Here is a 25,355-nt window from a genome sequence, read left to right on the forward strand (position 1 = left end):
TTAAAAGGCGCAACAATTGCGTTTGCGCCAGATCAGATACCCAAAATCCTCGCCCTTAAACGGATATTCGTGCCCTGCCTCCCATAGGGTCGTAGCACGCCCAAGGGGATAACAGGCATTAGTAGTCGGTAAAGGATTGACCATTTGATAGCGGTAACGTGATTTGGGCAAAATAGGGGAATAATGAGTATGACAAATGGATTTTGCGCTGCTTGTCGAATCGTCAAGTCCTACTGTGTCTTCCAATAGTCCCTGGCGGTGCAGTTTAAAATTCATACGCTCAGACAGTAAGACTGATGCCTGAACCCCGCCAACATGTTCTTGCACATGCCCCGTTAAAGGGTACATGCTTCCCTGAGCTCCTGCGCACCAAAAGAGTTTGTCAATGGCACTGCCCAATAAAGCGGTACTTGAATCAGCAGCGCAAGCCGCTTGTGCGGGTAAACTACCAAACAATACCGCCTCAGGATTAATGACGAAACCCAGCTCATCGTCATTCCACATCACATCCAATTCACTCGGATAAGCAATGTCAAAGTCTCCTTTTTCAACACAAATCCCATCAGTTAACACATTCAACCAATACATCAATGGGAACTTGTACCAGTGCACGTGGTAAAATGATTGATTGGATAAATTACTATCTGTTTCCACCGCACCTTTGCGGTAATACTTGCCAAAATTTAAAGAAATTCCCCCTAAATTAACTAAGCAAAATGGGGTTCTGGTTACATCCACTAAGTTAACAGGCTCCCAATAACCCATTGTTAATCCCAATCTCGGTATAGGATTTCCTGGGCATTCACAAACAGGCAGTTTGGGATTTTTAGTGTCTGGCAAATGATTGGAGGAAACGAGATTAGCTTGCCCTAAACTGAACGGGAACAAACACGACCAACAGACATCAGTAATGGGATTTACAAAACGACCATGACAAGATCCTGCTTGGGTCAACCCAGAAGCTAAAAAAGCAATAAGAATAAAAAAGGCTTTCATACAGTCACCTCATTAATTTGCAACCGCTTCCCTGCTTGAAAAACCCGCGCCGGCAAATACTTTATTTGAAATTTGGCAACCAAAAATCCATTTAAATCAAAATAAATAGCTTGCTTTAATTGATTCGCAACTTCCTTTACAGAGCCTGAGGTGAGGATTAATTTTACTTTTTGGTGCTGCGTTAATTCCTGGGTAACCCATGCAACCTGTGCCTCATCATCCCCGTCAAAAAACAGGAGAGTGCTACTCAAGCCCACTCTATCCAGGGGGTTAATTACAGTGCCTTGTTTAACAATCACTTGGCCGTGACTGTCCTTCACATCGTAAGGCACAGCAAGTGATGGATTAAAAAACCACGTTCTATTGTCTTCTGCTCTCGGCAAACGAATAGGTGTTGGGCGTGCCACATGTTCTTTTACCCGTTTTTTAAACTCAGATTGTACGGTCTTCCATTCCCCATTAACCTGCATCCCCTTCATTTTTTGCTGGATGTACTCTAAAAAATCTATTTCAGCAATTTCAAAGGTTTTGCCAAAGACACCATAGTCTTTAGCCTCTGCAAAAGGGAGATAGAGCATGCAAATAATCAACAGAAGCTTTTTCACGATTTATGCTCCAATTTGATCATCGTCATGAGGGTGGCTGTATAATCAGTGCTGCCTTTAATGACCGCTTCTCTTGGTAATAACACCAACGATTTGGAATGGGACAAGTCTTGTAACGCTGATTCCAAACGATGCGAAAATGCTTTAATTTCTGCTTCTTTCTCAAGGTTGGAATGATTTTTTTGCGCTTCCTCTTTGATAAATTGGGAGGTGATTGACAAGATATCAATGGTTGCAATATCTGGCCGCCTCAAAGCACTAAAAAAAATCCCATTAACTAAGATACTGGTGATGAGTGCGGTCAAAAGAGATACTTGAGTTGTCTTAAACATAGCCATACACCTCCAGGGCAACTTTGGAAATGGCATCAGCCAATGGCAAACCTGTTGCCATTAATCGTTTCAAGGCCTCGACTTCAGGACCACGTGTAGTGTTTAAGACGCGTGAAAATGGATCGACAATCAAACGATGCACTGTTGAATTCTCTTCACACATCATTAAAAACTCAGAGTATTCATTAGTTATTTTAAGGCTTCGGATTAAACGCTCGCCATAAGCATCCAACTGATTACTCGTTTTTAAAGTGTCAATCGTACTTTTGGAGGCACCTAAAAAGATTTTATAATAGGCGTTGTCGTAACACATTTTGGCAGTTGGATTGTTTTCATAATCATCTAAGCCATGAGTCACTGTAATAAAATTACCACCGTATTTAGGCGCACGCCTATAGCCCTCGTTAACAAAGTTAGCACTGCCACCCGTACCATTGTCTGAAAGTAATTCGTAGGATTCATCAATCAAGCAGCTTTTGGGAATGTGCTTTGGCGTGTAATACATCGCATTGGTGATTTGATACATTAAGATTTTCAATACAATGCGCTGCAAATCCTTATTTCCATCAAGACCACCCAACTCTAAAATGACTAAATTTCTTTTAAAATCGAGCGAACAAGGCGGTTCAAAATAACTGCCATAACGACCGTTTTTAGTATAGCTATACAACAGGCGCCCAATATTTTGAGAAATAGGATCGTTACTACTTTCTAAGTGATGAGCAATAAGAGTAATAGTTGTAGCATTGTGATGTTGTCGCCACATCGCCTCAATGGCTTTCTCAATATGACTTCGTTCTTCATCACTGACGTTACCTGATGGTCTTGCCATCATACCTACAAGTTGTATTAGCTGATTGTGAACGTCTTTAAATGCAGTATCATTTTTGGCTTGTGCATCAATTGTAGAAAAGAGGTTTAGGCTAATTTCAGTGTCATGATTAAAATCAATAAGCTGTCCGTTCAACATCTCACAAGATTTAGCGTATGAACCGCCCACATCAATGATATAAACAAAGCCCCCCTGGGATAACAGACTTTGAATGTAGTCATTCATTAAAAAGGATTTTCCTTTTCCAGGAGGAGCTACAATAGCGACATTATAGTTTCTGACTACGTTGTCAAAAAAATAAATAGCGGTAAATTGCCCTCGTCTTTGTGGATAGACCTGAGCAAATCGTCCTGCCCCTTTCCATTCCCCCTGGATAGGTAATAAGTTAACCGTATTAAAACTGGTTAAAGGTCTTACCCGTCCAAATGATTTGTAATCATCAAACATACCTTCAGCAGGTGCAAAGGGCATGGAGGCTAGAAGTGTTTGTAACTGCAAACCTGTTGGCGTGCGTAAATCAAATTGGTTACCACGAAATACATCCTTGGCACGTCGTACATCGCGACGGACATTGGCAGGTGTTGTAAACAATAAAACGTTATAATAGGAATCAACCAAAGAATCATCGCCACTGAGCCGCTCTCTTAACTCCTCAATTTCTGCGTATTTTTTGTTAAAATTTTTGACCCATTTGGCAATAAAAGGTTGTTTGGCATTTTGCCCTTCATCAGCATACTTGGCATCTAATGCCGCCATCACCTTGTCTTTATCTTTAATTCGTATTGCAAAACTAAAAAGAAAGGGACAACTTATTTGCAAAGAGGTATTAAACATTTTTCCAAATAAATCACCCAGTTGCCATTGCACAGGGGATTTAGGATATTGCCTAACGGACAAGCATTTAATCACCCTCGTATCTTCTTCTCGCTCAATCTCTATTTGATTGGATTTAACCCGCATACTCGCTTCAATGTCAGTCAGTTGAAAACGAATTTCAGTATTGGTATCGTAATTGGTTTTTTCTTCATACAAGCTGTCGGTTGGAAAGAGCCACTCCCGCTTTAAGCTAATCACTTCTTCAATAGACAGTTCTTTACAAATAATATTGACTGACTTTAGATTGTTGCTGATGTCTTCGCGCAAACTACCAAGCAACAAGCGATCGTCTTCTATGGATTTGCGCGGAATTGAAATACATAAAAATAAACGAAAATCACGCAAGACAAAATTGCTTTCTTTAGTTAATGAGCTGTACACCCCTTTGCGGTAAAATTCAGCTCGTCGGTGTGCCAGGGCTTTTAAAACCTCACTGCCTTGATTGCGTTGATGTTCCATTTCATCAATCATGTGGCCAATTTTAGGCGATGCCCAAAACAAAGCATGAAAACAACTTTCCGGTGGCAAAATATCCGTTAATATACTGGTGAGAATAGTCACTGTTTCTTCACTGGCACCAATCAGTGTCGAGCATTCAAACATCATATGAGATGCCTGTTTGTAAGGATAAATATCAGCTTCTGAATCGTAAACCTCGTCAGGTAAATAAGGTGCTAAGCAATAAGTATCCAACAGCGCTTCGATTTGCTTTTTATGATGCGCATCAGTCATGCCAAGCTCTTCTCGCAATGTTTCCAATAGCGAGCCTGTTGCATGACTTAAAATAGTGCTTGTTTTTTTAACTGCAAGACGCGCTTTTTTTATAGTTGACAACATAATGGCTCCCCTTATTTTAAAGCCAATTGTGACTGCTGCATCCACTGTCCTTCCTTAACAACGCTGTACACTCGATTGGCTTGATGATAATTGCCATCAGTGTCTTCATAAGGTGCTATCCAAAGAGGCATCACCCCTTCTCCATAACGCACAGGCTGACCAGGTCGCCCATCCATCACCAAAGGATTTCGGCTGGGGGTTACAGCCAGGGATTTGCCCTTACCATTCACCATGTCATAAACCTGATCCATACGTTTGCACGTTCCTCCATTGGGAGCTGGGCAATCAAAGTCCTCATTCAATTTGGCGCAACCGGTCAAAACAACACAGGGCAACAGTAATAAAGTAGTTAAAATTTTCATGATCTATATATCCTTAGAAAGAGTGGTTTTTATAGAAAAATTGGTTGGCAGCTTTTTCTTCAGCAGTCTCAGACTCGGCAGGGGCTTCAAAAGCTACTTTGGAATTTTGGCTTTCTTCTGGTTGTTCAGGGGCATTAGTGTCCGTTCCCCCATCAAGCCAAAAACCCTTAAGAAAAGTTACATCTACTGTAACGATTGGAGGCAATTGAATAATCGGGTGGTACATTTCAGCACGCTTGATGTTGTATTGCGCATACATTTTTGCAGCGCCCGATCCGCCACTAGAAACAGCCGCGAGAGGAATTTTTCCTGCTTGAATGGTTGATACACTTCCTAGAGGCGAGGTGCTGTAATCAGTGGAATATTGCTGGCCAATATTGCCCATGCTTTCCCAGAAGTTCCCCCAAAAAGCTTTTTTCACCATCGGTTCATCACGCCATACCGCACGCCCACGAATTCCGTTTTTAGAATCTGAAATGATGCCTGTAACCTGGATGTCGATATTGGTGCCATTGGAATGAATGCAACTTAATCGTTCGGTACGAAACTTTCCTCGCTCACTGGAAATATCGCCAATTACAGAAGCACTTACCATACAGCCTTTAAGTGGTGCCCTGTATTTATTCGGCATCACTCCATCATCGACAATTTGAAATATCATAATGTCGGGATTTGCTTGGCTTAAAACTCCCGCAGATGCATCTGCACCTTGTAAAACAACTGCTTTAGCAAAGGTGTTGGAGAAGACATAATTATTGGGTGTTTTGATTCGTGGCTTGGATTTTTTATTTAACTTGGCTGTGTATTGAATAAATCCCGAATCCATCTCCATGGAGTTGCTCGCTGCCGCTTCATCTGCTCGGGGTAACAACCCATTTTGAGGCTCATTGTTTTTTAATGTCCCATCTATTGGGGTAGTACGCTCCATTTGTAGCTTAACTATTTGATGCTTTAATTCAGAAAGTGTGGATTTCATTTCAGATAGTTCATCTTTTTGCGAGGTAATGAGCTTGCTTTGCTTGTCTTTTTCATCACCTAATGCCTTGAGGTTTTTATCAAAGAGCTCTGATTTTGCAAGCTCAGCTCGCCAGGCATTTTGTGTTTTCTCAATCCAATGGGATTCATTAGTGGCAGTAGATATCGGGCTGGCTAAGCTGTGTTTTTTATAAGCGGGTTTATCAACCTCTCTGGATTTAACTGTCTTGTTTCCCAATAAGGCAAAGCACGCAATCACCAACACTATAACGCCGATAACAATCCCTAAAAAGATCTGTTGTTGTTTTTTAAGTTGAATAGACATGTTAGCTAATCCTGTACAATCGAGTAGTTTCAAACGGCGCTAAATGGGTTTTAGCAAGCGCCACCCCTTTGGTTCCAGGCCAATTAAACCAGGATTCCTTGGCATCAATAGGCTGGTTGGTTACGTTTTTTAACTCAAAAATTTCACCCCGCATACGATTGCCATTAACTGTCAATAAGCGTTTTAGTTGTGTTTTTTGTGCTTTATAGACTGAAGGATTTTTGGGTATTGTTTGGGTAAAACCTTCTGGCAAATACCCATTAACAAGCGCTCGTAAAAAACCAACCATCACCTTTTCATAACTTGATGTATGTGGAGCGCGGGCACGAATTACAGGATTTCTGTAGGATTTAAAAACGATTGTTTGTGACGCAATGGGCTTTGGTTCTACACGCACGTTGTAAAAAAGACCTTTTTCAGTCAGCAAATTGATAGTAAAAGCTCGTGTGTGGTATAGAGGCGATGGCAAAAAAGTAAGAATACCCGTCGTATCATCAATTAATTTGCAATTCGCCTTCCCATTGCATGCATCAACCAGGGTGTTGCCAGGTGCTTTTATTTGCTGAATGCGATCATCCTCTAACATAAGATTATTGGGTTCTTTAATTGAGGCATTAATGAAAATATCTTCATAATTTCTGACTGTTTTTATTTGAGCACCTTCTGCTGTTGCTATTAATAAGCCTAAGCTGAATATCATTGCCATTTGTTTCATGATTACACCTTCTCAAGATTCGTTAGTTTCAACAGGCCATACTCATAGGAATACCTAATCAAAAAAGTCTCCCGTACATCAGACATCAAATCCGCGCCAACAAAACGCTTCATCTGTCCCATTACTTTTACGCTCAAGTGTTTGATATCAATTTCAAAGGTCGATGGATAAAACACGCTGGATAAATGTTCGTGATTAATTTGTTCGACTTCCTTAACCAATTGCGCCCTGATGTCCCCATACAGTGAGGGAGCTACATAGCCTAAGAGCGCATTAAATTGGTAAGTGGCTGAACTTGAAGTGATATTAAAACGAAGTTGCGTTAAGAAATTGGTCATGTCTCTTAAATAACCTTCCGAAACACCTGTTCCAGAAAGTGTAAATTCTTGAGATATTTTAGGTGGGATGAAATGGGTTTCATGTTTGCTATGAGCATAATGCAATAAGACCACAATGGTAATTGATTGCATGAATGTCATAGCTAGCAGCACACTACTAATACCTATGAATAAAACCCTAATCTTTTTTTCCTTCATTAATTCTGATTTTTTTTGTTCTATTTTCATCTGTTACCCCAAAAACGCTCTAATCCATGACGGTGGTGTTGCCCGTAACTTAGGTGATAGAGAAAAGAACCAATAAAAAAGGTGGATATAAAAATAGGGACCTTCATTACCCTTCATGCGTTTCATAAGAAATAGAAACGCACAGGTTAGAATCAATGAGGTAACAAAAAAACCACAAACAGCCCCAAATACGTAGAGAGTTAGTGCTCCTACCATGACCTCATCGAGTGTAAAAATAATCAATCGATAAGGCTCATTAAGATATTGGGGTGTTTTGTATTTTCTCGGATCTTCCATCTTAAACCCCTGCTAGCATTGCAACGACATTTAGAAAAATAGCCATCGCCCCAACGCCGCCAAGCGTTTTAATATTTCGAGTAAACATCAAGGTAACAACAGCCGCTACAGCTTCTCCGACATAAAGATAGGTTTTTATCGAACCATTGTAGGTATCCTTAACTACTTCTTCTGCAGCGGATAAAGCATCCGCTGCAAAGGTTCCTTGAGCCATTATTAGCAAGCAAATAAGTATGAAAATCTTTCCAATGTGAGCATTAATACTGCTTAACACGTTACTTCTGAACTGATTTAATAAAGACATGTTATCCCTCCTTTTTAATGGTGATTGAGGATTGATTGCTGCATTGATGGGCAAAATTTCTTTGTTGGATCAGCCAAACCATCGTGCTTTTCAGATTGAATTTTTTGATAAATTTCATAACGGTGGATGGCTACTGAATTGGGTGCATTAAACCCAATGCGTACCTGATTCCCTTTACAACATAGAACTGTGATAAATATATCTTCTCCAATAACAATGCTTTCACCGACTCTTCTAGTTAAACTCAACATCTTCTTCTCCTTTTTAGTTAACTTTCATATTTAAAATGTGTTTCATTTTCAGTAATTGGGTTTTAGCCACTTCAGGGTTATTGTTTTTGGGAGCTGCATCAGGTACAAAAAATGAACTTCTCTTGGAACAATTTTTACAAAAATCAATAAATTGGGGTAAGGTTGGCGGTAGTTCCTTATTTTTTCGACATAAATCAATTGCCATATCAAGAATGTTATCCGCATAGGTAAATAGTCCTTGTTGCCATTCACCTTTAACAAAAACTAAAAACTCATCGCTTTTAAATTGACTACGCCAAACCTGTCCGTACATAGCTGCAAACCTCAAAAATAATCGATCAATGCGCTTGCGACCTTCCTCGGTAGGCGCTAAGGTCGATGATGTTGTCATCGGTTTCTTCTTCAATGCCTGATTTACATGACTCCCAGAAGCTGTCTCTAATGGGTTGTTTCTTATAATTTGTTTCATGGACTGCATTATTTGTCTCCTGACACGTATCACTTTGAATTTCATCTTCCCAACAATGTTGTGCTAACCAATTGGCAGGATATTTCCAAGCAGCAACCCATTGGCCTTGGCTATGCTGTTGTTGATAAAACTGGATTTGTTGTTGTAAAGCCGAATAAATTTGTATTGGCAACTCAGGTGTGAGATTAAGCGCTTGAAATGCTTCCCATGCTTTTTGCTTTGATTTTTTTAGCGGGTACAAATCCCAAAATTTTTCGAATTGTGATAATAAAAAAATATAATAATTATCTTCTTTTAGAGGTGTGTCGGCTTTTGGAGATTTATCTATGCCGGCTTTTAGTGGGTCTGTCTTTGATAAGCCAGTATTTATAAGGCGTTGCTGATTTTTAGCTGGGTCTAGTTGCTGTGTCTGGTTTAGGTCTAGTTTATTTTGGACGGAATAACCCATTGTAGCTAATTCGCATCTTAAAATTAATTTTAAACCTTCGGATTGTGGTGTAATAAGCCCTGCTCGCCCCAAAGCAGATAAGGCACGGCGTATTTGCATGCGTGAATAGCTCCCGCTTTTAATGCCTTGATGCGGCTCAATATAAAGTTGCTCTGCTATCGATTGATAGCTGATTCCGCGCTTTATGCCGACTAATCCTGTTTTGACATCCATATATGGCCTTATCCCTCTTAGGTAAGCCAGTTGCTGAAGGTGTGGCATCCCACATAAAGCAGCAAGTTCTTTGTCATTAATTAAAAAATCCACTATTCACTCTCAATCCGTGTACAAATTCGTTATTATTTTTTTTATATGGTATATTTACTATTAACTACTACTTGAGTCGTACGATTCGTGTAAATAATTATTTTAATTTACCACTATTTGGTGCATTGTCAATATATATTTTCACAATATGGGATTAATTGGGTTGGTTAATATGAATATAAAAGAAAAAATTGGTCAAAGAATTCAAGAAGAACGGATAGCAAAAGGATTAACTAGAAAGGCCCTTGAGGAGTTAACTGATGATCTTAAACAATCAAGAATTAGCAATTGGGAGCGAGGTGATAGAACTCCAGGGCCTGAAGAAATAAAACAACTTGCTAGAGCACTAGATATTTCACCTGCTTATTTGATGTGCCTAACCGATGAGAAACGTCCAAAAAAAATTCCAGGATTAGGGTCATTGGTTCCACTGCTCGATCATCAACAAGCCTGCGATCCTAAAGGATTCATTCAAAGGGTTAGGAACGAACATAATTCAGATGAAATAAGCTTTATACCGATTTCTTCTGAGCTTAGTACTCGTCTTGGAGAAAATGCATTTGCTCTAAAAATGAAAGATGAGAGTATGCACCCTGAATTAAGAGTTAATGATATTTTGATTATTGATCCCAATTCTGAACTGCATCCAGGAAGTTTAGTTGCAGCACAGCTTAACGAAGAAAATGAGGTTATCGTGCGTAGATATAAACAACTAACCTTATCAAAAGAATTTAATCCATTTGAATTGCGGGCCGAAAATGATAATTGGGGGAATATAAAAATTGATAAAGTAACTGACGCTATAATTATCGGCGTTATTGTGTGTGTTGTGAGGTATACAGGGAGATACTAATACATTTAACCTAATTAATTCGATTTACCAGTGAAATGTTAACGGATAGTTCTGAGATTTTTTATAAACCACTCATGTTACGCACGTGAACTTGCAGTTTGAATAAAAAGCATTAGAATTTTGCCCTTAATTTTAGGGAGTGAATTCAATGGATATGCTTGATCTTTATTGTGATTATTTAATTTTCCAAAACAAATATGCGACTGCTACCGGGTTATCTGATTTGGTTGATGGAGCATTTGCTCATAACAAAGTAACACGATTTCTTCGTTTTGAACATTTTGGTTCAAAATCACTTTGGCACTATGTCAAAAAGCCAGTTAGGTCACAAGAAACAGTAGGAGGAGTATTGATACTTGATGATTCCATCGAAGAGAAGCCCTACTCTGATGAGAATGAAGTGAATTGCTGGTATTACTCTCATGCTAAAGGGGCTGTACTCAAAGGGATAAACATCTTGTATTGCATGGTTCGTTACGCTGACTTCAGTGTATCCATAGGATATAAGGTGATTAAAAAAGATATCGCTTATTGTGATATTAAAACCAGACAAACCAGAAGAAAATCATCAGTGAACAAGAATCAATTATTTCAAAGCTTGATTGCACAGGCTATTACCAATAAGGTGATGTTTGATTATGTGCTAGCTGACAACTGGTTTGGCTCGAAGGCCAATATGGTTCACATCCATAAAGACCTTCAAAAGTCGTTTATCATTGGAATCAAGTCTAACCTAACATTAGCCTTATCTGAAAACGATGCCAAAAACGGGCGGTACCAACAAGTAAGAGCATTAGAACTTGAAGAGGATATACTGGCTTAAAGGCCTAGACCTCCCCGTGAGGCTCCTGAAAAAGGTTTTCAAAAACGAAAATGGCTCAACAGGAATTCTCTATCTTGTTTCAAATGACATGCAAAGTAGTGCCGAACGTCTTTATGAAGTGTACCCTGGCGGATTGAAGAGTATCACAAGTCAATTAAGCAAAATGCAAGCTTAACCAAGTCCCCAGCTCGAATCGTCATAACACAGTGCAATCATATTTATGCGTCTATTATTGCTTACTGCAAGCTCGAAATGCTGAAGATAAAAACCCAATTAAATCACTTTGCCATTAAGTACAAACTAATTGTTAGAGCGAACCAAATTGCCTGGCAGGGGCTTAAAAATATGGCTGCTTAAAATTGATCGTGGGTAACATGAGTATTTGAGCTAAAACCTTAAAGTAATTTTCTGCTACACTTAAAATACAAACTGTCTTCCAAGGTTAGGTATGCGCTACCTCTTTATTTTGATAGCTCTTCTATCCCAACCACTTTTTGCTAAACCATCCGAAGCCATCTTTGCTGGTGGTTGTTTTTGGTGTGTTGAAGCCGATTTTGATAAAGTTCCTGGGGTTTTAGAGACTATTTCAGGCTATGATGGTGGTACTGAGCCTAGGCCTGGTTATGCATTGGTCTCATCGGGTAAAACTGCTTATGTAGAGGTTGTGCGTGTTGTCTTTGATAGCGATAAAGTGACCTATCAAGAATTACTAGATTTTTATTGGCGTCATATCGACCCAACAGTACAAAACCAGCAATTTTGCGATGTTGGTAAGCAATATCGCAGCGTCATTTTCTATTTAAATGACGATCAAAAAAAGGCAGCTTTAGCTAGTATTGATGAAATAAAAAAACGATTTCCTAAGGTATATACAGAGGTAATTCCCTCTACAACGTTTTATCCTGCAGAAGAATATCATCAAGATTATTATCAAAAAAATCCAATTCGTTACAAATATTACCGTTACAATTGTGGTCGTGATGCTCGTATCAAGGAGTTATGGGATGAAAAGTCTAGTTAGTTTTATTGTAAGCGTATTTATGCTAAATACTGCCCTGGCTTACACGCCTGAATTTAACAAATCCGAAAAACTAAAACAGCTTACGCCTCTACAATACCAAGTGACTCAAAAGGCTGCTACAGAAAAACCTTTTGATAATCCCTATTGGAATAATGAACAAGCCGGAATTTATGTGGACATAGTTTCAGGAGAGCCTCTGTTTAGTTCTCTGGATAAATACGACTCAGGAACCGGTTGGCCTAGTTTTACAAAACCCATAAATACCGCAAATGTTATTTTAAAACCCGCGAGACACTATTTGTTTTTTGTGCAAACTGAAGTGCTTTCTAAAAATGCGCAATCTCATTTAGGGCATGTATTTAATGACGGCCCAAAACCCACCGGTGAACGATATTGCATGAATTCGGCGGCATTGCGATTTATCCCAAAAGATCAAATGAGCAAAGAAGGCTATGAAGAGTATTTAACTCTTTTTAAATAGATTGCTTATGAAATTCATAAAGCCTGTGCATCGCTGTCCCTATCACTAACAAAGAAAAGATCATTGCTAAACTTAGGAAGTGGTTTGGCCAAAGCATCATGGCTATAAAAAAAACAAAGGCTTCAGCTCTTTCTATTAATCCTGGGCTGTAATGAAAACTTTTTTCTGAATCATTAGTCTTAAAAATACCCACAACAAGAAAACTCGTGATACAAAGTAGTATACTCGCCATCATTAACAAAGACCCAAGACCCCGCTCATTTGGATTAATAGCCCATAAGGCAAACACAACACCCACCTCAACCACGCGATCAGTCATAATATCCAATACACTACCCCAGTCAGAGCTATGGTTAGTTAGACGAGCAATAGTACCATCGAGGGTATCACAATATCCAGACAGTAATAGTAAACTAATGGCCAGATAGGGTAGATTTAGCCACAGTGCGGGTATCACTAAAAGACCCAATACGCCAGAAAAGAAGGTGACTTGATTTGGGGTCACTCGCTCTATCAACACAGGAGTAATTGGATTGACACAAAGGCGTTGATACAGTGGCCTAAGGTGTTGTTCTATCATAGATTTATCCTAATTTATTTAGCCAACGAACGAAAGTTCGAATTTTAGAAGAAAATATAAACGGCTTATAATACTCTCCCGCAACTCGCTTACTAATTTCACTAAAAGTGGGGTACGCTGCAATCGCATCGGTAAAAGTTCGCAAACTTTTCCGTTCTTTAACGGCTATAACCCAAGGTAAAATTAATTCACCCGCATGAGCGCCCACTATGCTCACACCCAAAATTTTAGCTTTTTTACCGGTTATGATTTTTATTTTGCCATTTACCTTATTTTCCGCTTGGGCTCTGTCCACCTCGGCGAAGGCAAATTCTGTGATTTTTAATGTAGGATCTTTTAAGGCCTCACTCGCCAATAGGCCCACGTGGGCTAATTCGGGCTCAGTATAAGTCACCCAAGGCACCGCTTTGTAATCTACTTTTGCAGGCCATTTAAAAGCAATATTTCTCAATGCAATACCCGCTTGATAACTAGCCATGTGCGTAAATTGATAAGGCCCTGTCACATCGCCTATGGCATAGATTTTTTTATTAGTGGTTTGAAGTCTGGCATTCGTGTTTATCCCTCTGGTGGTGTATTGAACGCCTGCTTTTTCCAAACCGAGCCCGTCCACATTAGCCACACGACCTGTTGATACCAACAAATGCGAGCCTGTGATAGTAATTGGGTTGTCCTGGTTTTCCAAATGAACACTAATGGTCTTATCAGCACTCTCTTCTATTTTGTTAATTTTAATTTGCTCATAAAGTGCTATCTGCATCGACTCAAGTTGACTTCGAATAATAGCCACGCAATCGGCATCATCCTTAGGAAGAATAGTAAAGGCTTCTAAAATAGTGACTTTAGACCCAAGCATTGCGAAAGCCTGAGCTAATTCACAGCCTATAGGACCTCCGCCGATAACAATCAAATGCTCAGGTTGTACTTTTAGGTTAAAGATGGTTTCATTAGTTAAATAAGAGACCTTGTTTAAGTTCTGGATAGGAGGGATGGCTGGAGATGAGCCTGTAGCAATCACAAAATGTTTGGCCCGAATAATTTTCCTTTTTAATTTAAACTGTTTTGGCCCTATAAAATGCCCTGCTTCTTGAATAACCTGAACACCTAGAGAGGTAAAACGTTCCACCGAATCATTTTTTGCAATACACGCTATCACATTATGCACCTGCTGCATCACTTGCAAAAAATCAATTTTCACCGATTTTGCCTGAATACCTAAAACAGTCGAATGTTTGGTTTGATAAAAGATTTTGGCAGTGTTCAATAGCGTTTTAGAAGGGATACAACCGTAATTTAAACAATCACCTCCCATTTTGTTTGGTTCAACCAATACCACTTGTAATCCCAATTGAGAGCAACCTGCAGCGATACTTAAGCCTGCAGAACCCCCGCCAATAATGGCCAAATCACAAAATAAATCTTTATCTTTCATTTTTTCAGTACCCTGTTTACCCTTTTTTTTGTAAAAAACAGGAATCAAAGAAAGAGCGGCTAATCCTAATAAAGGTAGAATAAATTTGGGTTCAAAAATAATCCCCAGATTAGGCTGAAGGCTTGCTGCAAATAGTTCGCCCAATCCATTACCAACAGACACATAGACAATAGAGCCAGGAATAATTCCTATAAAAGTGGCTATGATAAAAGTAGAAGCGCTCACACCCAATACGGCAGAAACGATATTAATCACCCAGAAAGGAAATAATGGGATAAGTCGCAAGGTGAGCAAATAAGAAAATGCATTGTCTTTAAACCCAGAACGCATCCGCTTAACCCAACCTGAAGCACGCTTGGAAAACACTTCGCCTAAGGACGATTGGACTGCAAAAAAAAGAATCGTTGCACCTAAAGTGGCACTTAGAACCACCAAAAAAGTTCCCCAAAGTATTCCAAATAAGAAGCCGCCTATTAAAGTCAAAAAGATAGCACCTGGGATAGAGAGTGCTACAGCCACTGTATAAATTATTATAAAAACGAAAGAGACCAGATAAAAATGTGATTTTGTTATGGCTATAAGCCATTCATGATTGTCTCGTAAACTGGCAAAACTTACGTATTTATTTAAGCCTAAACCCAAAAAAAGACCTAATAAAACTATTATAATTAATAAGGGCAGCCAAGTTTTTATTGCACTAATTTTCATAAGATGATGCCCTTTTCATTATTCACATAACGTTCTTACTTTCTTATCAGAAGTTTTTGACTTTCGACTAAAATGAAAATCCTTTTTTATTTGCCAATAGTGGCGTTGAGCTTTAATTGGCATCAAAAGTAACCGTATAAGACTATTATCTGATGGCTTGGAATACCCAGGTACACCAATTATTATAGCTTGTTGGGGAATATCTAATTTGATTGTTTGATGCAACCTATCCCAAAATGAAAATACAACCCCATAATTACTATTGGTTTCATTGAGATAATTGGAATGATGAATGCCATGCATTCTTGGAGTAACGATAATTTTATTAATTAGCCGTTCAAAGCGAAAAGGCAATTTGATATTGCTGTGTTGAAAAAAAGTATGTGCTTGAAAAAAAAATTCATAGCAAAAAAAGAGTAAGGGACTCACTCCAATCAACCCTAATTGCACCAACCTAAAGAGACTCGAATACATAATTTCCACACAATGAAAACGCATGGCGGTTGAAACATCTAAGTCAGGATCAGCGTGATGCACGACATGGAATCGCCACAACAACGGAAGTTTATGATTTAGAGCATGCCAGTAGTAAAAGCTTAAATCCATTAACAAAAACCCAAGTATAAACACTACCCATTGATTAAAGGGAAGCATAGATAGAAGGCCGAAATCATGGCTAAAGGTGAAAAGGACGGTGGCTTTTGCTAAGGGGCTAATAAACAGACTTGCGATGACATAAACCAAGAGGGTAAAGGTGAAATTAATTGCTAATCGCGGCAATAATGGGCGAGTTGCTTTTCTTAAAGGCCACTTTTTCTCTAAAACAAACAATGACAAATAAATAAAAATAAGAATGAGTACTAAGTAATATTGTACTGTACTGTAATTGATCTCAGACATTAGTTTAAAAGGCTCGTGAATTGTTTCTATAAACTTGCCTATAAAAATGGCTCAAGTCAATCCAATTATAATTATCTTTATTCATAGTAATCATTTTTCTCTTAAATTAGTGGTAGTTGTTGGACTGAAAATATTTTTCTATTTTCAATGTGTCTCTGTAAGAGTAAATGGTGTTCTTGCTTACATTTTTTTGTTTGGGTAAATAAACAGTAAGAAATTCAGTAAAATATTCTGCAAAATCAGTTGGTTTCATCGTTATCGCCTTGCAAATCAGGGATTATTCCTGGGTACCTAGTCTCCATTTTCAACTTTATATCGGGAAACACATCGATCGTCATACGAAGGTAATAGGCCCTTTCGTGAAAAGAGTCGTGTCCCATATAAGTTTTAAATACAGGCAGATATACGTAAGCGTTCGCCTAAATACGGGTTGCATTGATATTGATGCTTTGCACTGAAGCAAATCAAGCCCATTGGGTAATTCTATTCATCTTGGCCTTATATTTTATTCTGGGAAGAATTCTTCATGCTTATGCTTTTATTTATAATAAAAAGCATTTCAAATTTCGTGTGCGGGGAATGGTTCTGACGTTTTCTGCACTTTTTTCCTTGCGGTGTTGAACATTAGTTTAATACTTTTTAAACTCGGGTGATAAAACAATTATTTTTTTACCCTGCATAAATCTGTTCAAAGTATTTACTTTTTCTGAGCGGGCAATCTATTAGAAAAAGAATTATTGAGATCGCTGGACTTATTATACTCAGAAGCATTATGCACACCAAATTTGATTTAGGCAACATCGCCACGCGAAGATGCCAATAATCCAAATTTCTTAGAAATTAAGTGGTCAAGAGATAGTGAACCCGGGCCATAAAATAAAATCAAAGCAAGCAGCATAGCCCAGTAACGATGGTCTATTAAATCGAGATAGGTAAACTGAATGACAGCGGTCATAGCCAGTAAAGGCAATGTTGCAAGTCTTGTTGCAAACCCAAAGATAAGAAGTACAGGGCAAGCGAGCTCAAAAGAGGTTGCAAGACAAGCAGTAATTTCTGGAGGCACAAAAGGAACTTTATATTCTTCCCTAAACAAGAAGACGGTCGACTGCCAGTTTGATATTTTAGTCATGCCAGAATACCAGAAGATTTTAGCCATCCATAAGCGCATGAATAAAACAAGCACAGGAAGGGCAATTTTCTCCAAAACCTTTGTAACTGATAGATAAATTTGAATAATTTTAGAAATGAACGGCTTATTTATAGAAGTTTCTACCGAATTATTGAGCATTATTGCCTCCGGTTTTAATGATATTGTCGACCAGCTGCTCCTGTAACACAAAAGCAACTGCTGAAGTTAAGTCAAAATTTTGATTGATTGTTTGTGCATACTGGACGCTCTCTAAAAGCTTTGCACCTTCAAATAATTTCTTTATGAAATGCCACTGATCTTCGGCAATCCAATAGGTATGTATTTCGTTTTCCTTACAGCCAATAACACCATAAGCTGCTTCTGTCTTAAGGGTAATTGCTTTTGAACTACAATTCTCAATGGTATCATGAATATCAAACAACGGGTATTTGGACTGAAAAATACAAACTGAAGGACAAAAATTCAGTTTGATATGATCTATTTCCTCTTCGGGGATGGTCATTAAATCTTGAGGGGAAATGGACTTAGAGTCTACAGCCCCATACGCCAAATGTTTGAGCCATTCATAGTGGGCATAATCACTTAAATAGGGCAACTCAGACAGTTGCTGTAATGTGGAAAGAAAGTCAGGGAAATCTCCACCAAAATCATCAAGCCAGCCTGTCTTTGGTAAGTACTTATCCTTTTTGCAATAAGTATAGGCAACACTATTGGCACACTCATTGCCGATTAATTTCCAAACGCCTGGATAAGTAATCCTCAAAGCATTGATCATATTTTCAAAAATAGTCTGACGATAAACATCTAGCCGTTCTTGGGAGAAATCCGAGCTTATAAAACTTAAATCAACGTCTTTTTTAAAGATATTTCGATAAAAGGACTCTTGTAATTTAAGTAATTCATGCATTTGCTACCCCCCTATTGACTTTGTAAGACGAGAGGTATGACTCGCATTTTGAAGCTTCCTCAATTAAAACATTGAGAGAAGGGATGTCTGCATCCCATTCAAGTAAAGTTGGTATAGGGCCAAATCTTTGAACAGTATAATCGTATAGAGCCCACACCTCATCACACACATAATTATTGTGAGTATCTATACGCAGAGTACTATCGTTTGACAATTCTTTTATGGAATGACCAGCAATATGAATTTCTTTTACTAAATTAAATGGAATAGAATCAATGTACTCTTTGGTATTCCATCCGTGATTCCAGGATGAGATGAATAGGTTATTCACATCGAGCAGAATCTTGGCACCTGTTTGATTGCAAAGCTCCACCAAAAAATAGGATTCATGGAGCCTGGATGACTTATATTCTATATAGGAAGATGGGTTCTCAATAAGAATTTCTCGTTTTAAAAAATCCTGTGCTATCGATATACTGCGCTTAAAGGTGTTAAAACTTTCTTCTGTATAAGGCACTGGAAGTAAATCAGGCATGTGTATGCCACCAACATGTCCCCATGAAAGATGCTCAGAAACAAATTTAGGCTGCACCTGATGAACAAGATTCGATAGGCGATCCAAATGGACTTTGGAGATACCATCGGATGAACCCAAAGATAGCCCAACACCATGAAGGCTTATCGGATAATATTCGGAAATATTTAAAAGAGCTTTTATCTCATTTCCGCCGTTGGAGAAGAAATTTTCGCTATGAACTTCAAACCAGCCAATCGAAGGTCGCTCCTCTAGAACTTGTGTGTAATGAGGGTACCGAAGTCCAATACCTATTAGCGGGTTCAAAGTCATAATATACGAATCGATTAATTTGAAACTTCGATTTTATCTTTAATGTCTTGCCCAACAGCGCTAAAATCACCCGCATTTATTTTATCACATTGACCTTTTGGTACTAAGATCCACGATTCAGAATCACCTGCTTTATTTTGTCCAGCACAGGAGTGGGAAGAACCTTTGCAATCTGCTTTGTTTTCCTTAATTAATCCCTTGCCATCTTTAACAACGCTACATTTCTCCATTTCACCTTCAGCAAATGCAACACTAGTTGTTAAAGTTATCGCTGCTGCAACTGCTGTAAAAATTCCGTTTTTTATCATTTTAATGCCCCTTGATTAATATAACAGTTACATAACATGGTATTGGAAAACAATCATATTATTTCAGGACTATCCGATATGTTATCTTTTAAATATAGCACCGATCAATTCGCTGTCAAGGTTAAACAAGTTTATAAACTTTCGTGTTAAGGAGTAACTTGGGATTAAGATCCATCGTTGAGACTATTATTATTCTGTAAAATCCTTCCTTAAAATAATCAATACAACGCTAAATATTTGTAGAAAAAACGCTATTTCAGAATACAATTTATTACTACCTTCGATTGCAGTTGCTTTATTTTGAATAGTCACTTGATCAAGATATAAATTATCAATATATTCACCATAACGCTCAATTTCCTTTTTAACCTCTTTGACAATATCCGCTGTACTTGATGTTCCTGTTAACTCAGAAAAGTCTCTCAAATAGTCTTTTTTAATGGCCTGAACTTCGACCTCATCTTTTACAGGTAAAACAGACAGAAGTATCGCGATATCAGCTCTGGTTTCTTTTTTTACTATATTGTTCCATACATCTTTAATGAGAATTTGTTTGTTCTGCGCTTGCATTTTCAAAGAAGATATAAGCAGCTCATTTTGTCTGATAAAGAAATATGAAATCACAGCTGAGCTAACCATCATGGAGAGAGCAAGAATTAAAACTAAATTACTTAGGTATTTACTTGTTTTACTCCTTTTTTTTTCTTTCATATTCCTTCTTCAGCTAATGAACATGATATTATCGATATATTAAGCTCAACGTTTTAATGAAAAGTTTAGGTGAATATTAAAAGATGTCAAGGCTTTCCCAGCCACGATTACTGGCTTACCGCTGACGGTAGTCTGTTTAAAGGCTATAGAGTCTGTATTAATCACCACAATTTCCCGAATCTTTACTTAATGAATACATACTCATTACATCATTTCCCCTTCCAAACTTCTTAATTCGAACCGCAAAACAAATCCGGATGCAAACTAAGTGGGAAGGAGAATTATATTAAAACAGTGCAACTTATTATAAGTCTTTAGGGTCGATGCCTTTAATTTTTGGCCAATTAATATTTGCCTTCTTTATGTTGCCAGGTATATTTTTTGCCCAAACATCTTGTGTTTTGCTGTTTAAATTTAGATAGAGTGTTCCATCCACAATTCTCCAAGCTAAAGGATCACTCACTATTTTGCTCCCAACGGATACGCCATACGCGCAATATCCTCCATAAGCGGGAAGATATTTTTCAGGATTTGCAAGAAATGTTTTTTTGTTCTCTTGATTAGAAAAAATATAACTCACACCTTCATAATATCCCGTGTAGTTTCCGCTACCACGTACAGGCCCACCTTGTTGAAAATAAGACACAGGATCATACCCCTGAATACCCACCAAACTGTAGGAAATATCTGAAGCCCAGGCAAGAACTGGCATCATAAAAATAAATATTAATTGCGGTATATACAATGATTTAATTTTTTTCATCGCTGCTATCCTTATAAAATTGTTAACCATATTTAAATCTTTTTACATTGAAGTGGTACGGAAAATCTTTCCCTGGACTTGCACCTGCCGCATAACAAAGCGGCGCTTTTGTTGCCAAAAAAATTGCGGCTCTTGTTTATAATAAACCATCCAATGCTACTTTTAATTACACACATTTAGGCAGCCTGGCGACCATTATTAGAAAAGCATCAATAGTTGAATTAAATCATTTCAGCTTTTATGGAGCGCTTGCCTGGTGGTTTTGAGGAGTTGTCCATGTATCCTTCCTTGTAGGAGCACGAAATAAATTCTCTGTGCTGTCCGATTGAGTATGGTCCTTTTTTACTTTTAGAGCAAATAATTTACTTATTACCTCCATTAAGAAAAAGAAATACAGATAGAAAAAACCAATGATTTTAATGAATGACTAGAAACGAGGCATAATAGTGTTTTAGACAAAAGGATTCAATTGATGGACAAACAATTGTTCCTCAAGCCAAACATACAATTTTTTTACCAAATAGCTTGCCGCTTTCTCATCCTTCATTTCATAGCTTAATTGTTCACAAATTTCTATGAAAGAAGCCTTGTTTTGGATTGGCTTAACATATTTTGCTCTAACTTATCCATTAGATAATATCTTATTTGAAGTTGGCGGCGCCAAATGACTAAAGATTGTGAATGAGCCATTTTTTTAGGACGAGGAGGATGCTTGTAACCATCTCTTGATGCTTTAATGAGGTCAAAACTGTTCCAATGCATTGATAATAAATGACAAGATGGATGAAGATAAAACTTCATGTCAGGTTTAAGCTCCCTGTTGATAATATTATCCAGCTTAAAGGTAGCTGATTAATTGATAAATTGCAAAAACCAGGCAAAACCACTCAACTGCCTAAGCTCTGTTTATCAAAGGCAAATCTTGTTGTGAGCCATAAACATGGCATATTACTTCACGTTATTTTCCTGCATTTTTGAATAGTGGCAAATACTTACCATAACCTCTTTTCTGCAGATCCTTGACTGGAATAAATTCCAGCGCCGCAGAATTCATGCAAAAACGTTTATTGGTGGGCGGAGGGCCGTCACCAAAAACATGCCCCAAATGTGATTTTCCATGTTTGGAAATCACTTCAGTCCGACTAGTAAACATGCTGCTATCATCTTTATATATTATGTTTCCAGGTTCTAGCGGTTTGGTAAAACTCGGCCAGCCAGTCTTAGAGTCATATTTATCGAGCGAAATAAATAATGGTTCACCGGTAACAACATCAACATAAATACCTTGCTCTTCATTATTCCAATAAGCATTATTAAACGGGGATTCTGTACCCTGTTGTTGAGTAACATTATATTGAATTGTTGATAATTTTTGTTTGATGACAGCATCTGAAGGTCGTTTATAGGCTTGTTCTGCATAGGCTGTCAAAGAGGCAACACTCATGAAAAAAAATAACAAACCTTTGATAATACTCTTCATGGTGGTTTCTCACTGATTAATGCTCTATTCTTAAGTATAGTCAGAATTCCGAACAACAGAATTCCGAACAACTGTCAATTTCCTTGACGTAAGTTATATGGTCTGCTACAAATATAAAGGGCAAGAGGATACTGTCGTATTCCAATCTATCCAAAAATAAGGAGAGGTATCATGCAACGTATTAAAAAAATCTCTATCGCTAACGCACAAGGCAAAGCTAAAGAGCTACTCGAAGGCACAAAAAAAGCTATGGGCACTGAATTAAATCTATTCAGCACACTTGCCAACTCACCAGCGGCACTGGAAGCCTACATTGGGATTATGACCTCTCTTAGCAAAGGTGCTCTTAACCCTAAACTACGCGAACAAATCGCATTGGTCTCAGCAGGTTATAATGGCTGTAACTACTGCGCATCCGCTCATACCTATCTTGGAGAAAAAGCAGGGATTAATAAAGATGAACTTAAAGAAAACCTCTCAGGAAAATCGTCTGATAAGAAAACACAAGTGGCTCTCAATTTTGCTACTCAACTGATTGAACGTCGTGGTGGGGTGAGTGAGTTCGACATCAAGACTGTCCGTGAAGCTGGATTTAGTGATGAAGAAATGGTTGAAATTTTAGCGCATGTAGCGATGAACACTTTCACTAACTACTTCAACGAAGCATTCAAGACGGACATCGACTTCCCTGTCGTTGATACCCATAAAGGACGTACTGCATCATAAATTATTCTAAGGGGTGGCTTAAAAACCACCTCCTTAATAGAAAATCCAAATTATATTTTGCCCCAAATACAAACCACCCTAAGATTCAATCCTCAAGTTTTTATTCTTGACTTTATAGAACGTCGATTTACAGCGGTTGAACTGGAAGATCCAGAGATCTCGAAATACCAATTGACTCAATGGACAAGCTTTTTGGTATCTACGTTTTTATTTTAGAACAAAAAACATCAGAGAAAAAGTTGCCATTCTTATTAGCGATCAATTGCCCCACACATTTTTCCCGAAATAGATACTATTCTATGGCGGGATATTTATCTTTTAATTGTTCGTGTCTTTCCAAGCTAGACTAGACATCATTATTATAAAAAAATCAGGACCAGAAGAAGGAGTATATATTCGTGCTGGAACCACAAATAGAAAAGCTGACACAGAAATGATTAAAGAGTTAAATCGCATAGTCAGCAATCAAACTTTTGATGAGCAACCCTTAACTGCATTGAACTCCGAAGCGATAGACTTCAGAGCTGCTTTAGAGCAATTCGAAAAAATTAGGAAGATCGATAAGAAAGATCTAGAAACGGTCGTTATCTTAATGGATTATCAAGGCAAAAAAGTACCTACAGTTCAGGGTTAATATTATTTGGTAAGGACAGAGCCAAAATATTTCCAGATGCATGGATTCAAGCGGGTCGATTTCAAGGAACAGACGAGAGCTTTATTGTAGATAATGCTGAATTTCATAATTCTCCTGGAAAAGCAATTAAAGAAGCAAGCTTTGCTTTTAATAAGCTTTGCTTTTAATAAGGCTATACTGACGAAACAGCCTGATGCAAAGATCGTCATTCCTCCTCCATCAGTTGCAGTGATTAGCTGGAAAGCGAACACTCAGCGCGACGATCATATTCGCCTTTTGCAGGACGAGGGGGATATGGTATGGCAAAAGAAAAACAATTATGGTTTGCGCAGCCATATAGAGTTAGCTATTTTGCGTTACAAAAAAGTCATGGGGACAGCCATGAAAGCAAGGGAATTACCTCAGCAAAAAACAGAATGTGGGATTGCTACGCGTGCTTTAAACGAATCACTTCACTGGGTATGCCAGTCTCTGTGAAAGTGAAGTAAAACCAATTCGGTTAGGTGAAATGTTGCCTAATTTTGATTTATTCAACAATGCCATATTGGATCATCCCGCCAATTATTTATAAATCCCATTTCAATTCCTGAAAACTGCTCATTTCTTTCAAATAGCTCAAAGAGCTTTATTTTCCAATTAGATTCAGGTGCAATTGTTTCTAATAATTGATCTATGATAAAAGCGATTAATTGAAAACGATAGTTACCATCAATATGGGTTTTAATAGGCGCATTCTTAGGTATTAGCGGAGGAATAACAAGCCATCTATTCCATAATCTTGAATGATGAGCACAGAGGTTCCTTGTATAGGTTAAACTTTTTATCCAAGATTCAATTACAGTTGTATGCTGACCTAAAAAAGAAGCAATCTCATTACGCACATCTTTCGACTGGATATTATTAAACATCTTAGAACAGACACCAAAGGAGAGTGCCTCAACCATCATCCAAATTGGTGGAAAATATGGTTTATCATAATTCTTATGATAATGTTGAATAAATAGTTCCTGCTTATTGGTACTAATCGTTTTAATTGTTTTTAGATAATCATCAAAAAAATCTCTTTCTCTATTTGCACCAGCTTTAGCCTTAAAATAATTTCGTTCTACATACCAAAAAGGATTAAATCGGATACTTGTCACATTGGTTAATGCCGCTCGAAATGCCACCTCTATTTTTTCAATTGCATCAGCAACAAGTAACCTTAGCTCTCTGTCAAATTGATAAAGCTGCCAAACTTGTTCAAATGTAGCGTTTTCTTTAAACTGGCGAGGGTTCTTTGCATTGTGGGATTGCTTAAAAGGCAAAAGATAGGATGATAAGCGATAATAACTTACTGTTTCCAATGCACGAATAGCTAGTTTTTGATCCTCAATCTGCAAACCCTGAGAAAATAAAAACTCCAGCTGTTGACTAACAGTAAGTGCAGGTTTCGTATAACTCTTTTCAGCCATAAAAAAATAACCCGTCGTGGTGCGCATCATTGAGAGGCGTGACGGGCATGGTTAATTATATTATAGCGCAACCACTCTCAA

34 protein-coding genes are annotated in these 25,355 nt (G+C 38.1%); 8 read left to right on the forward strand and 26 right to left on the reverse strand.

The features are described from left to right. From traU to OQJ02_RS10465, 13 genes are read right to left on the reverse strand one after another with little or no spacing between them, the layout of a single operon-like run. Positions 1-996 (reverse strand): conjugal transfer pilus assembly protein TraU, encoded by a 996-nt coding sequence (gene traU / locus OQJ02_RS10405; RefSeq protein WP_010947798.1) that lies wholly within the window; start codon positions 994-996, stop codon positions 1-3. Further along, entirely contained in the window at positions 993-1,601 is a 609-nt protein-coding gene (gene traW / locus OQJ02_RS10410) for a type-F conjugative transfer system protein TraW (protein ID WP_010947799.1), read from the reverse strand. The genes traU and traW overlap by 4 nt, the downstream gene beginning before the upstream one ends. Continuing rightward, the gene (locus OQJ02_RS10415) at positions 1,598-1,933 is read right to left on the reverse strand and encodes a TrbI F-type domain-containing protein (protein WP_015444242.1); all 336 of its coding nucleotides are present in this window, start codon (positions 1,931-1,933) and stop codon (positions 1,598-1,600) included. The genes traW and OQJ02_RS10415 overlap by 4 nt, the downstream gene beginning before the upstream one ends. Beyond that, a complete protein-coding gene (gene traC, locus OQJ02_RS10420) occupies positions 1,926-4,478 on the reverse strand; it encodes a type IV secretion system protein TraC (RefSeq protein WP_015444241.1) in 2,553 nt (850 codons plus the stop codon). The genes OQJ02_RS10415 and traC overlap by 8 nt, the downstream gene beginning before the upstream one ends. 11 nt (positions 4,479-4,489) lie before the next feature. Continuing rightward, complete coding sequence (traV, locus tag OQJ02_RS10425) at positions 4,490-4,840, reverse strand: type IV conjugative transfer system lipoprotein TraV (protein WP_010947801.1); 351 nt, start codon at positions 4,838-4,840, stop codon at positions 4,490-4,492. Between the two features lie 13 nt (positions 4,841-4,853). Beyond that, positions 4,854-6,140: a TraB/VirB10 family protein gene (locus OQJ02_RS10430; protein ID WP_015444240.1), complete on the reverse strand. Its 1,287-nt coding sequence runs from the start codon at positions 6,138-6,140 to the stop codon at positions 4,854-4,856. Between the two features lies 1 nt (position 6,141). Continuing rightward, positions 6,142-6,855 carry a type-F conjugative transfer system secretin TraK gene (traK, locus tag OQJ02_RS10435; protein ID WP_010947803.1) on the reverse strand — a complete coding sequence of 238 codons (714 nt, stop codon included), beginning with the start codon at positions 6,853-6,855 and terminating at the stop codon, positions 6,142-6,144. A gap of 2 nt (positions 6,856-6,857) precedes the next feature. Beyond that, positions 6,858-7,421 (reverse strand): type IV conjugative transfer system protein TraE, encoded by a 564-nt coding sequence (traE, locus tag OQJ02_RS10440; protein ID WP_010947804.1) that lies wholly within the window; start codon positions 7,419-7,421, stop codon positions 6,858-6,860. 3 nt (positions 7,422-7,424) lie between these two features. Then, on the reverse strand, positions 7,425-7,718 hold the full coding sequence (traL, locus tag OQJ02_RS10445; RefSeq protein ID WP_010947805.1) for a type IV conjugative transfer system protein TraL: 294 nt from the start codon (positions 7,716-7,718) through the stop codon (positions 7,425-7,427). A 1-nt stretch (position 7,719) separates the two neighbouring features. Next, positions 7,720-8,022: a fimbrial protein gene (locus OQJ02_RS10450; RefSeq protein ID WP_010947806.1), complete on the reverse strand. Its 303-nt coding sequence runs from the start codon at positions 8,020-8,022 to the stop codon at positions 7,720-7,722. Positions 8,023-8,036: 14 nt separating this feature from the next. Then, positions 8,037-8,273, reverse strand: a complete 237-nt coding sequence (csrA, locus tag OQJ02_RS10455) for a carbon storage regulator CsrA (protein ID WP_010947807.1) — start codon at positions 8,271-8,273, stop codon at positions 8,037-8,039. Positions 8,274-8,286: 13 nt separating this feature from the next. After that, positions 8,287-8,664, reverse strand: coding sequence for a hypothetical protein (locus tag OQJ02_RS10460; RefSeq protein ID WP_025520140.1), 378 nt, complete (start codon positions 8,662-8,664; stop codon positions 8,287-8,289). Beyond that, the gene (locus tag OQJ02_RS10465) at positions 8,612-9,496 is read right to left on the reverse strand and encodes a hypothetical protein (protein WP_010947808.1); all 885 of its coding nucleotides are present in this window, start codon (positions 9,494-9,496) and stop codon (positions 8,612-8,614) included. The genes OQJ02_RS10460 and OQJ02_RS10465 overlap by 53 nt, the downstream gene beginning before the upstream one ends. Positions 9,497-9,668: 172 nt before the next feature. On the opposite strand from OQJ02_RS10465, the gene OQJ02_RS10470 reads away from it, so the two are divergent. The 4 genes from OQJ02_RS10470 (at position 9,669) to msrB (OQJ02_RS10485) (ending at position 12,674) form a co-directional block, all read left to right on the forward strand. Then, positions 9,669-10,349: a helix-turn-helix domain-containing protein gene (locus OQJ02_RS10470; protein WP_015444237.1), complete on the forward strand. Its 681-nt coding sequence runs from the start codon at positions 9,669-9,671 to the stop codon at positions 10,347-10,349. 148 nt (positions 10,350-10,497) lie between these two features. Then, positions 10,498-11,172 carry a transposase gene (locus OQJ02_RS10475; protein WP_016356978.1) on the forward strand — a complete coding sequence of 225 codons (675 nt, stop codon included), beginning with the start codon at positions 10,498-10,500 and terminating at the stop codon, positions 11,170-11,172. A 448-nt stretch (positions 11,173-11,620) separates the two neighbouring features. Further along, complete coding sequence (msrA, locus tag OQJ02_RS10480) at positions 11,621-12,193, forward strand: peptide-methionine (S)-S-oxide reductase MsrA (protein WP_010947811.1); 573 nt, start codon at positions 11,621-11,623, stop codon at positions 12,191-12,193. A 19-nt stretch (positions 12,194-12,212) separates the two neighbouring features. Next, positions 12,213-12,674, forward strand: a complete 462-nt coding sequence (gene msrB, locus OQJ02_RS10485) for a peptide-methionine (R)-S-oxide reductase MsrB (RefSeq protein WP_370447313.1) — start codon at positions 12,213-12,215, stop codon at positions 12,672-12,674. Here the strand turns inward: msrB (OQJ02_RS10485) and OQJ02_RS10490 are convergent. The 4 genes from OQJ02_RS10490 to OQJ02_RS10505 form a co-directional block, all read right to left on the reverse strand. Then, positions 12,667-13,254 carry a CDP-alcohol phosphatidyltransferase family protein gene (locus OQJ02_RS10490; protein ID WP_010947813.1) on the reverse strand — a complete coding sequence of 196 codons (588 nt, stop codon included), beginning with the start codon at positions 13,252-13,254 and terminating at the stop codon, positions 12,667-12,669. The genes msrB (OQJ02_RS10485) and OQJ02_RS10490 overlap by 8 nt on opposite strands. Positions 13,255-13,258: 4 nt before the next feature. Continuing rightward, positions 13,259-15,394: an FAD-dependent oxidoreductase gene (locus OQJ02_RS10495; protein ID WP_010947814.1), complete on the reverse strand. Its 2,136-nt coding sequence runs from the start codon at positions 15,392-15,394 to the stop codon at positions 13,259-13,261. A gap of 18 nt (positions 15,395-15,412) precedes the next feature. Further along, entirely contained in the window at positions 15,413-16,294 is an 882-nt protein-coding gene (locus OQJ02_RS10500) for a sterol desaturase family protein (protein WP_010947815.1), read from the reverse strand. A 106-nt stretch (positions 16,295-16,400) separates the two neighbouring features. Further along, the gene (locus OQJ02_RS10505) at positions 16,401-16,547 is read right to left on the reverse strand and encodes a hypothetical protein (RefSeq protein WP_010947816.1); all 147 of its coding nucleotides are present in this window, start codon (positions 16,545-16,547) and stop codon (positions 16,401-16,403) included. A 188-nt stretch (positions 16,548-16,735) separates the two neighbouring features. On the opposite strand from OQJ02_RS10505, the gene OQJ02_RS15475 reads away from it, so the two are divergent. Next, positions 16,736-16,915, forward strand: a complete 180-nt coding sequence (locus OQJ02_RS15475; protein WP_323740491.1) for a hypothetical protein — start codon at positions 16,736-16,738, stop codon at positions 16,913-16,915. Positions 16,916-17,084: 169 nt separating this feature from the next. Here the strand turns inward: OQJ02_RS15475 and OQJ02_RS10515 are convergent, their stop codons facing one another. The 8 genes from OQJ02_RS10515 to msrB (OQJ02_RS10550) all read right to left on the reverse strand — a co-directional run bounded on the left by OQJ02_RS10515 (position 17,085) and on the right by msrB (OQJ02_RS10550) (position 22,460). Continuing rightward, positions 17,085-17,582, reverse strand: coding sequence for a DoxX family protein (locus tag OQJ02_RS10515; RefSeq protein ID WP_010947818.1), 498 nt, complete (start codon positions 17,580-17,582; stop codon positions 17,085-17,087). Continuing rightward, a complete protein-coding gene (locus OQJ02_RS10520; RefSeq protein ID WP_010947819.1) occupies positions 17,572-18,351 on the reverse strand; it encodes a DNA-binding domain-containing protein in 780 nt (259 codons plus the stop codon). Before OQJ02_RS10520 ends, OQJ02_RS10515 begins: the two co-directional genes overlap by 11 nt. Next, a complete protein-coding gene (locus tag OQJ02_RS10525) occupies positions 18,344-19,198 on the reverse strand; it encodes a DUF692 domain-containing protein (RefSeq protein WP_010947820.1) in 855 nt (284 codons plus the stop codon). Before OQJ02_RS10525 ends, OQJ02_RS10520 begins: the two co-directional genes overlap by 8 nt. 14 nt (positions 19,199-19,212) lie before the next feature. Continuing rightward, entirely contained in the window at positions 19,213-19,506 is a 294-nt protein-coding gene (locus OQJ02_RS10530) for a DUF2282 domain-containing protein (RefSeq protein ID WP_010947821.1), read from the reverse strand. A 189-nt stretch (positions 19,507-19,695) separates the two neighbouring features. Beyond that, positions 19,696-20,217 (reverse strand): hypothetical protein, encoded by a 522-nt coding sequence (locus OQJ02_RS10535; RefSeq protein WP_010947822.1) that lies wholly within the window; start codon positions 20,215-20,217, stop codon positions 19,696-19,698. Positions 20,218-20,521: 304 nt separating this feature from the next. Next, the gene (locus OQJ02_RS10540) at positions 20,522-20,980 is read right to left on the reverse strand and encodes a YHS domain-containing (seleno)protein (protein ID WP_015444234.1); all 459 of its coding nucleotides are present in this window, start codon (positions 20,978-20,980) and stop codon (positions 20,522-20,524) included. A gap of 573 nt (positions 20,981-21,553) precedes the next feature. Next, positions 21,554-21,781 (reverse strand): hypothetical protein, encoded by a 228-nt coding sequence (locus OQJ02_RS10545; protein WP_015444232.1) that lies wholly within the window; start codon positions 21,779-21,781, stop codon positions 21,554-21,556. 157 nt (positions 21,782-21,938) lie between these two features. Further along, complete coding sequence (msrB, locus tag OQJ02_RS10550) at positions 21,939-22,460, reverse strand: peptide-methionine (R)-S-oxide reductase MsrB (protein WP_010947824.1); 522 nt, start codon at positions 22,458-22,460, stop codon at positions 21,939-21,941. A gap of 171 nt (positions 22,461-22,631) precedes the next feature. Here msrB (OQJ02_RS10550) and OQJ02_RS10555 point away from each other — a divergent pair, with 171 nt between their 5' ends. The 3 genes from OQJ02_RS10555 to OQJ02_RS10565 all read left to right on the forward strand — a co-directional run bounded on the left by OQJ02_RS10555 (position 22,632) and on the right by OQJ02_RS10565 (position 24,297). Next, on the forward strand, positions 22,632-23,186 hold the full coding sequence (locus OQJ02_RS10555) for a carboxymuconolactone decarboxylase family protein (protein WP_010947825.1): 555 nt from the start codon (positions 22,632-22,634) through the stop codon (positions 23,184-23,186). A 328-nt stretch (positions 23,187-23,514) separates the two neighbouring features. Next, complete coding sequence (locus OQJ02_RS10560; protein WP_016356980.1) at positions 23,515-23,820, forward strand: hypothetical protein; 306 nt, start codon at positions 23,515-23,517, stop codon at positions 23,818-23,820. Between the two features lie 93 nt (positions 23,821-23,913). Continuing rightward, complete coding sequence (locus OQJ02_RS10565; RefSeq protein ID WP_010947827.1) at positions 23,914-24,297, forward strand: transposase; 384 nt, start codon at positions 23,914-23,916, stop codon at positions 24,295-24,297. Positions 24,298-24,350: 53 nt separating this feature from the next. Here OQJ02_RS10565 and OQJ02_RS10570 read toward each other — a convergent pair whose 3' ends face one another. Next, the gene (locus OQJ02_RS10570; protein WP_015444231.1) at positions 24,351-25,274 is read right to left on the reverse strand and encodes an Abi family protein; all 924 of its coding nucleotides are present in this window, start codon (positions 25,272-25,274) and stop codon (positions 24,351-24,353) included. Positions 25,275-25,355 lie beyond the last annotated feature (81 nt).

This window comes from Legionella sp. PATHC032 (assembly GCF_026191185.1).
GTDB lineage: Bacteria > Pseudomonadota > Gammaproteobacteria > Legionellales > Legionellaceae > Legionella.